Consider the following 280-nt stretch of genomic DNA (forward strand, 5'->3'; position numbering starts at 1 on the left):
GGCAGCAGCTCGTCGAGCAGCGTCAGCCCGTGCGCGGCCATCCGCGCGCTGGCCTCCGCATCCTCCCGGTGCAGGGCCACGGCAGCGGCCAGCGCCGCACCGGCCGCCCGCTGAGGGTCGCCGTCCACCTGCAGCGCCGCCCGGTACGCGTCGGCGGCCCGCCGCACCCCGTACCCGAGGTTCACGGCGGTGGGCCGCGCCCCCGCGAGCAGCGCGGTCGCCTCGTCCACGTCGTACCCGCGTACGGCAGCGAGCGCGACCCCGTACGCCCCGGCGATCC

The 280-nt window shown here is 79.3% G+C and carries 1 pseudogene; it reads right to left on the reverse strand.

The window, feature by feature from the left end:
* A pseudogene (locus tag J0695_RS35505) lies at positions 1-280 on the reverse strand (S-methyl-5-thioribose-1-phosphate isomerase); the annotation flags it as partial.

This window comes from Streptomyces beijiangensis (assembly GCF_017315755.1).
GTDB classification, from domain to species: Bacteria; Actinomycetota; Actinomycetes; order Streptomycetales; family Streptomycetaceae; genus Streptomyces; species Streptomyces beijiangensis.